Origin of the sequence: uncultured Streptococcus sp., from assembly GCF_915066115.1 — a bacterium.
Taxonomy (GTDB): domain Bacteria; phylum Bacillota; class Bacilli; order Lactobacillales; family Streptococcaceae; genus Streptococcus.
Window position 1 is genome coordinate 1 of record NZ_CAJZDT010000082.1, and the last position, 8,422, is coordinate 8,422.

At 40.3% G+C, this 8,422-nt stretch carries 7 protein-coding genes, 1 pseudogene and 1 other annotated feature; all 8 genes and pseudogenes read right to left on the reverse strand.

Annotated features, from left to right (window positions below; genetic code table 11):
- Positions 1–168: 168 nt before the first annotated feature.
- Positions 169–2,961: an isoleucine--tRNA ligase gene (gene ileS / locus QZ565_RS06425; RefSeq protein ID WP_295527156.1), complete on the reverse strand. Its 2,793-nt coding sequence runs from the start codon at positions 2,959–2,961 to the stop codon at positions 169–171.
- A 45-nt stretch (positions 2,962–3,006) separates the two neighbouring features.
- Positions 3,007–3,217: a binding site (T-box leader), on the reverse strand.
- A complete protein-coding gene (locus QZ565_RS06430; protein ID WP_295527159.1) occupies positions 3,218–4,003 on the reverse strand; it encodes a DivIVA domain-containing protein in 786 nt (261 codons plus the stop codon).
- Between the two features lie 8 nt (positions 4,004–4,011).
- On the reverse strand, positions 4,012–4,797 hold the full coding sequence (locus QZ565_RS06435) for an RNA-binding protein (RefSeq protein ID WP_295527162.1): 786 nt from the start codon (positions 4,795–4,797) through the stop codon (positions 4,012–4,014).
- Complete coding sequence (locus tag QZ565_RS06440) at positions 4,794–5,057, reverse strand: YggT family protein (RefSeq protein WP_049546529.1); 264 nt, start codon at positions 5,055–5,057, stop codon at positions 4,794–4,796. The genes QZ565_RS06435 and QZ565_RS06440 overlap by 4 nt, the downstream gene beginning before the upstream one ends.
- A complete protein-coding gene (locus tag QZ565_RS06445; RefSeq protein WP_000053356.1) occupies positions 5,057–5,590 on the reverse strand; it encodes a cell division protein SepF in 534 nt (177 codons plus the stop codon). The genes QZ565_RS06440 and QZ565_RS06445 overlap by 1 nt, the downstream gene beginning before the upstream one ends.
- Positions 5,591–5,599: 9 nt before the next feature.
- Entirely contained in the window at positions 5,600–6,271 is a 672-nt protein-coding gene (locus tag QZ565_RS06450; protein WP_295527168.1) for a YggS family pyridoxal phosphate-dependent enzyme, read from the reverse strand.
- Between the two features lie 4 nt (positions 6,272–6,275).
- Entirely contained in the window at positions 6,276–7,532 is a 1,257-nt protein-coding gene (gene ftsZ / locus QZ565_RS06455) for a cell division protein FtsZ (RefSeq protein ID WP_295527170.1), read from the reverse strand.
- 16 nt (positions 7,533–7,548) lie between these two features.
- Positions 7,549–8,422 (reverse strand): annotated as a pseudogene (locus QZ565_RS06460) (cell division protein FtsA C-terminal domain-containing protein); the annotation flags it as partial.

The window sequence follows — 8,422 nt, forward strand, 5'->3', positions numbered from 1 at the left end:
TTTTCTCTTTGATTCTTGTTGAGTATAAAAAGTCACACCTCATAAATTTTCAAAATAAATAAAAACGCATCATATCAGGTATTCAAAAACTTGATACAATGCGTTTTATAGTCTATAAGATTAGTTGTCTTTTCTTCTCAAATTGAGTTTTCCCTAGACTTTTCAACCTTATTTCTCTTCAAATCCTTCTGCGACTGCATCTGCAAAGTTTTCTTCTACGATGCTTGCACAGTGGTCACAAATGACTGCATGGTAGCTGCGTTCTGCTGTTGTTGGGTCAATGCGACGGCAACGGTCACATACTTGGCCTGCAGCGCGTTCAACAGTGAAGGCTACGTCTTCAAAGCTTACAGCAACTTCTGGAGCTGGTCCTTCTGCGATGGTCAAGTCTGACACGATCAAAAGTTGAGCCACATTGCTGTTTACTGCTTCGAGTAGAGTTTTCACCACTTCATTTGGATAAACTGTCAAGTGAGCTTCAAGCGATTTACCGATTACTTTGGCATTACGAGCTTCTTCCAAGGCTTTTTGAGCTTGTCCACGGAAGTCCATGAAGGCAGCCCATGTATCCAAGATTTCTTCTTGATTAGCAAAAGTTTCTGCTTCTGGTAATTCTGATAATTGGACGAAGTCTTCTGCTTCAAACTCAAGATATGACCAGATTTCCTCTGCTGTGTGAGGAAGGATTGGTGTCAAGAGTTTGGTGATTTTAACAAGAATGTCATAGAAAACAGTCTGCATTTGACGGCGTTCAAGTGATTTGGCACCCTCGATGTAAACAACGTCCTTAGCAAAATCAAGGTAGAATGCTGACAAGTCAACGTTGATAAAGTTCACCAAGGCCTTGTAGATTGTCAAGAATTCAAAGTTTGCATAAGCATCACGAATGGTCTTGACAAGCTGGTTAAAGCGAATCGTCATGTACTTATCAACTGAACGAAGTTCTTCGTAGGCTACTGCATCCACAGCTGGGTTAAAATCAGATGTATTGGCAATCAAGAAACGAAGGGTGTTACGAATCTTACGGTAAGTTTCAGAGACTTGGCTCAAGATATCCATAGAGATACGCACGTCGTTGCTTGAGTCTACACTTGTTACCCAGAGACGCAAGATTTCAGCACCGAATTGTTTTTCAACATCATTTGGAGCAATGGTATTTCCAAGAGATTTAGACATCTTCTCACCTTTACCGTCAAGGGCAAAACCTTGTGACAAGATTTGTTTGTAAGGTGCTACGCCATGGTTGGCAACAGATGTGATGAGTGATGAGTTGAACCAACCACGGTATTGGTCAGAACCTTCTAGGTAAAGGTCTGCTGGGTAAGTCAACTCTGGACGGTTTACTACAACTCCATTCCATGATGAACCTGAGTCAAACCAAACGTCCATGATGTCTGTTTCTTTCTTGAACTCGCCGTTTGGTGAACCTGGATGAGTAAATCCTTCTGGCAAGAGGTCCTTAGCATCACGTTCCCACCAAATGCTTGAACCATGTTCCTCAAAGAGTTGAGCCACGTGTTCAATAGTTTCAGCAGTCATAATCGCTGTACCGTCTTCAGCGTAGAAGATTGGAAGTGGAACACCCCAAGCGCGTTGACGAGAGATGACCCAGTCGCCACGGTCACGAATCATATTGTAAAGACGGACTTTACCCCATTCTGAGTGGAATTTAACTTTTTCAATTTCGTCCAAGATTTCTTGGCGGAATTTAGAAACTGAGGCAAACCATTGTGGAACTGCACGCCAGATGATTGGTTTCTTAGTACGCCAGTCAAATGGGTATGAGTGAGAGATTTCTTCTTGAGCAAGGAGGAGGCTACCAAGTTTTTCGATAACAGTTGGGACAACCTTATCATAGAATTGACCTTCAAACTCAGGACCAGCATTAGCCATCATGATACCGCGTTCGTCAACAGTGACTGCAACTTCAAGACCATTAGCAATACCAACATTGTAGTCATCCTCACCAAAACCAGGGGCTGTATGGACAATACCAGTACCAGAGTCAGTGGTAACGTGATCACCAAGGATAACCAGCTCATCTACAGCTGTATCCCATGGATGTTCTGTTACGATGTGGTTCAATTCTTTACCACGGTAAGTTGCCAACACTTGAACATCAGTCCAACCAAATTTCTCAGACAAGCTAGTCAACAATTCTGCAGCAACGACAAACTTACGAGTTTCACCATCAGGTTGAACCAAAACGTAATCGATATCTGCACCAACAGTCAAACCACGAGAAGCTGTGATGGTGAATGGAGTAGTTGTCCAGACTACGATATAAGTATCTGTATCTAGAACACCTTTGCCATCTTTTACCTTGTTGGCATAGTAAAGGGAAGTTGAAACCAAGTCATGGTATTCAATCTCTGCTTCAGCTAGAGCTGACTCAGATGACCAAGACCAGTAAACTGGCTTGGCACCACGGTAGATATAACCCTTATTAGCCATCTCACCAAATACACGGATTTGAGCTGCTTCATAGTCAGGAGTCAAAGTCACATATGGATTTTCCCAGTCACCAGAAACACCCAAACGTTTAAAGTCTTCACGTTGTTTATCTACTTGAGAGAGAGCGTATTCACGGCAAAGTTTCAAGTACTCAACCAAGTCCATTTCTTTGCGTTTAACACCTTGTTTTGCCAAAACTTGCTCGATTGGCAGACCATGAGTATCCCAACCTGGGATAAATGGTGCGTAAAAACCTGACATTGATTTTGAACGAACAATGATATCTTTTGAAATCTTGTTCATAGCGTGTCCAACGTGGATATTTCCGTTCGCGTATGGAGGGCCATCATGCAAGGTGAAATGAGGTTTTCCTTGGTTCAATTCTTGACGACGTTGATAAAGTTTTGCATCTTCCCATTCCTTTTGCCAAACTGGCTCTTTGGTAGGAAGGCCTGCACGCATTGGGAAAGCTGTTTTCCCAAGGTTAAGGGTATCTTTGAGTTTCATGGTATCTCCTTTATAAATAATAACAAATTAAAAACCACGACTTCCAAAAAGGACGAAAATCGTGGTACCACCTTTATTCGAAAAAAGACTCAGCTTTTTTCCTCTTATCCCGTAACGTGGGGAACGTCAAATCTTACTCCATTCAGACTTGAGTTTTTGAGAGGATAATCTTATCAATAGGGATTACAGGACTCACACCATCTCCTGCTCGCTGGAAATATAAAGATAAGATATTGTTCTCACATATCACTATTCATTATAAGATAAGGACAGATTCTTTATTTGTATCTTCCTCATTCGATGAAGGGCCTTCGACTTCAACTGGCTCTAAATGTTCTTCCACATAATGATGTTGTTGAGCTTCAAATTCAGCTAATTCTCTATTACCAGCCTCAATTCGAGCTTGTAACTCAGCCATTTCTTCAGGTGTAAATTGACGAGTCATATCGATTGGTTCTTCTTCTGGTTGTGAATACACTGACTCACCAAGAACTTCACCAACAACTTCTTTAAATGCTTCATCACTTGTCTGAAGATAGGTAGCTGTTGGGCGCAGAATATCTTCCCAATCTGATGATTCAACAATTGCTAACTGACTCTCAATTGTAGATTTGAGACGTTGGTGGAAGACACGGCTCTTGTTCTTCAATTCTTCAGTCTCAACAGCAACTTTCTTAGCATTATCAGTAGCTTGACGCAAGATCTCATTAGCCTTATATTTTGCTTCCTCAAGCAAACGTTGGGCATCTTGCTCTGCCTGTTGGATAATATTATTAGAACGATCTTTAGCAGCTTGTTTCACACGCTCTGCCGTATCTTGAGCAATCAATACTGATTGACTCAAAGAATCTTTCATCTCATCAAAGTAAGACAAACGTTCTTCCAAGCTCTTGATATGCAACTCTTTATCATGATTGCTTCGAACTAAATCTTCATAATCACGAACAACAATTTCAAGAAATTCTTCAACTTCTTCTGGATCAAAACCTCTAAATCTTGTTCCAAAGGTTTTATCTTTGATTTCTAACGATGTAATAGGCATATTTTTCCTCACTTACTTAATAACAATTGGACCGTTAATTTCTTTTTATCTTTTTTTGTTTGCCCATTATCTCTAACGAGTTTCAATCGACCAAATTTCCTCACACTAATCAAATCACCAACTTGAACTGCATAATCTGATTTTTCAACTAAATGGTAATTCACTTGGACTGCCTGTTTTTCAATTAACTGACTTGCCTGATTTCTAGACAGCTTAAAGACACCTGCTAGAAAAACATCTAATCTAGAACTAGCGATACAAATATCTAATTCTTGATAATCTTCTACTGTAGCAATTCTCTCAGTAAAATGCCGTTCTTCTAGACGAACCGGTAAACGAGCAATTTTCGTAATGCCGTCTTGAAAAAGGAGCATAAACTGTCGATTAATGATAATCTGTGCCCTCTCTTCGTTGACTAAGATATCACCAAATAGCTTCCTATCGATTCCTAGCTGATTTAAAACAGTCCCTAATATTTTTGCATGCGTTAAGCGTTCAAACTTATTAGGATAGACAATTTCTTGCAAGGATAGCTCAAAATCAGAGAAATCCGGCTCAAAATAATCAGGATACAGGAGTACCCGTACATATTCAGTTTCAAGAAACTGCCGACTGCTCATGTAGGAGATGCCGTTGGTTGATGCTAGAACCTTTAAAATCTTTTCTTGATGGGGATTTACAAAGGGTGTTAAAAAAGGAGAATAAGAATCTTCTACCTTTTTTATCCATTCTACTCCCTTATCAATAAAAGACGAATCATTCTTAGAAAAGTGTTGATAAATCATCTTGTTCATAGAAAGATCACTAAAAATCGAATCAACTGCTCCCCTAGAAAGTGAACTAGTAATACCGCAATCCAGACAGACAAGTCAAGACCTGCAATCTGTAGGGGCAAACGTTGCAAGGGAGCTATTATCGGTTTCACTAAACTAATAATCAAGCGTCCAAGACGTGATTCATAAGCATTAGGAAACCAAGACATCAGAGCAAACACGATTAAAATCAGTGAATAGATATCCACTGCATTTTGAACAAAACGAATGAGAAAGATCATTATCTCACTCTCGTACGTTTCATATCAAAGCCAAATTCACCATTTTGTGATTCATCTGGAATTTTGATGTCTTCAATATTGACGACAACATCAACTGGTGTCAGCAGGTACATAGTAGATGCTACCTTTTTCATGTTACCAGCTAAAACGTGGCGCGCCCCATCCAGATAATCCAAACAACGACGTGCTTGAACTTCTGTCATATATTGGAAATCAATCAAAATACTTTCGTTACCAGCTAATAAATCAACAATATCTGTGGCATCTTCGTATTTACGTGGATAACGAACATCAATTGTCACCTTATCAGTAGAACGTTGACTTTGCATAGCCAACTCTTGTTGACGGGCATGAAGACGAGTGATGTTTTTATCTTTAGATGGCGTGCTACCAGCTTGTTGAGGCAACTCTTGAACAGAAGGGACTGGAGTCACAATCGGCTCTTCAGCTTTAGGCTGATATGCAGTACCAACATCTTCTCCATCTTCTGTAAAATAATCTATAAATTTATCAAATCTATCTTTTAAAGACATATTTCTTTCCTATTTAAAAAATGCTGTACCAATTCTGACAAATGTTGAGCCAAATTCAATCGCTTCCTTGTAGTCACGACTCATACCCATACTCAAGTCCGTCATTGGCATATTGGGAATTTGTTTTTCTCTAATTTCTAGTTGCAAATCCTGCGTAGCTTTAAAAATTTCTTTCAACTCATCACTACTAGCTTCAAAAGGAGCCATGGTCATCAAGCCGACATATTTAATTTTATCTAAGGTGGCCAATTCTGGCAAGAGCTCCAATAGTTCTTCCCTTGAAAAACCATGTTTGCTCTCTTCCCTTGAGATATTTACTTGTAAGAAACACTTAACAACTCGGTCACTTCTTTTTTGAATTTCCTTTGCTAGCTTTAATGAATCCAAAGCGTGAAAATAATCAACATACTGAATGACATCTTTGACCTTGCGTCTTTGCAAAGTTCCAATCAAATGCCAGGTAATATTTCTATCTTTTAAAGCTTCATATTTCTCAAGAAATTTATCCACACGATTTTCACCAATATGATGCACACCTAGCGGAAGCAAGGCCTCCGCTGTCGGTACGTCTACATATTTTGTAACAGCAACAACCGAAACAGAATTAGCTTCTCTTCCTGCCTGCTGACTTGCATCTTTTATTTGTTGAAAAACACGTTCTGTATTTTCTTTCAAATTCATTTACTTAACGATTTTTGAAAAATGGAGGAGTGTCTAATTCATCCTCATCGTGTAAAGATGGCGCTTCGAAACGTTCAACTGGTGATACCACTGAATCAGTTGGTCGAACAATTGTCTCACGACGCAAGTCCCAATCACCAAATGCTGAAGTTTGAGAAGTTTCTGTGCGACGAGGCGCTGGACTTGGAATTTCTGCAGTTTCAGCCATATCAAACTGACGATTATGATTGTGTGCATGACTTGGGCTTACTTGTTCATGACGAACAGTTTGTCTTGGTGCATGGCCCACAACTTTTTCAACACGATCTTGACGAACACCAGTTGCAACGACTGTCACACGAATTTCATCTTTCATGTTTTCATCGATAGATGTTCCGAGCCAGATGTTCACTCCTTGACCAGCTGCTTGGTTGACAATTTCTGAAGCTTCTTCTGCCTCAATCAAAGTCAAGTCGAGACCACCAGTAACGTTGACGATGACATCCTCAGCACCATCAATAGTTGTTTCAAGAAGTGGTGAGTAGATTGCCTTACGAGCTGCTTCTACCACACGTTCTTCACCACTGCCGATACCGATACCCATTAGGGCGTTTCCTTTATTTGCCATAACTGTTTTCACATCGGCAAAGTCAAGGTTAATCAAACCAGGATTTGTGATCAAGTCCGTAATTCCTTGAACACCTTGGCGAAGTACGTTATCTGCTTCGCTAAGAGCTTCAAGAAGTGGAGTTTTCTTATCAACAATTTCAAGCAAGTTGTTGTTTGAAATAATCAATAGAGTATCTACATGTTCGCGAAGCTGATTGATTCCTTCTACAGCGTACTGACCACGTTTGCTTCCTTCGAAACCGAAAGGACGTGTCACAACACCAACTGTAAGAGCACCTAAATCTTTAGCAATGCGGGCAATAACAGGAGCAGCACCAGTACCTGAGCCACCTCCCATACCTGCAGTAATGAAGACCATGTCTGCTCCAGTAATAGCTTGAGTCAAGGCTTCTTCGCTTTCTTCGGCTGCCTTTTGACCGATTTCAGGTCGACCACCAGCACCCAAACCACGAGTCAATTTAGGACCTAACTGAATTACAGTCTCAGCTTTTGTACTACTCAAAGCTTGTACATCTGTGTTTGCTGCGATAAATTCTACGCCTGCAACACCTTCGTCAACCATGCGGTTGATGGCATTACCACCACCGCCACCGACACCAATTACTTTAATAATTGCGCCTTGAGCTGCTGCTGTATCAAATGAAAATGTCATAATTTCTTATCCTCTTTTATTCATCAAACATGCTTCCGATCAAGCTGCGGAAACGGTCTGTTAATTTTGGTTTATCTTGAGAACTTGCTTGGAATTCGTCTCTTGGAGCAAGGCCACTGTCAGGTGTGATTTCAGTTGCTGCAGTAGCTGATTGCACTGGAGTTGATTGTATAATCGGTGTCACACTTTGATTTGAAACACCAAAATTAATTGGTTTTTGACGAAGGAATTCATCTCCTTTAACTGCTTTTTGGGCAAGAAGATTGACTTCAGTCAATTTACCAGCAAACTCAGACAAACTAATCACATGAGCAAATGCAGGGTTGCGAATTCCCACTTGGTTTGGTACGTGAAGTTTTACTCGTACACCAAATACTTCTTGGGCCAATTCAACAATTCCTGGCAAAATCGCATTTCCACCGATAAGGACGATACCACCTGGCAAATCTAACAAGTGTCTTCTTTCAAGCTCTTGTTTGATTTGATCAAAGATATGTTTGATGCGTGCTGAAATAATTTCTGCTAAGTAACTTTCTGTCACTTCAACAGGTTCTACTTCACCAATTACTTCAACTTGGAAAGTTTCGTTACTTGCTAGTGGAACATAAGCTTCACCGTAGTTGAGTTTCAAACTTTCAGCAATTTTTTGAGATGTTTTCAAGACTTTAGAAATGTCTTTTGTAACGTAATCTCCACCTTCTTGATAGATGTTTGTGAATTGCAATTCTTGGTTACGGATAGTCGCTACAGTAGTTTGACCTCCACCCATATCGATGACAGTCGCACCAAATTCACGTTCACCTTCATTGAGAACTGAGTTTACGATTGCCAATGGTGAGATAATCACATTATCAACATGGATACCTCAACGCTCACACGGCTCTGCGCGA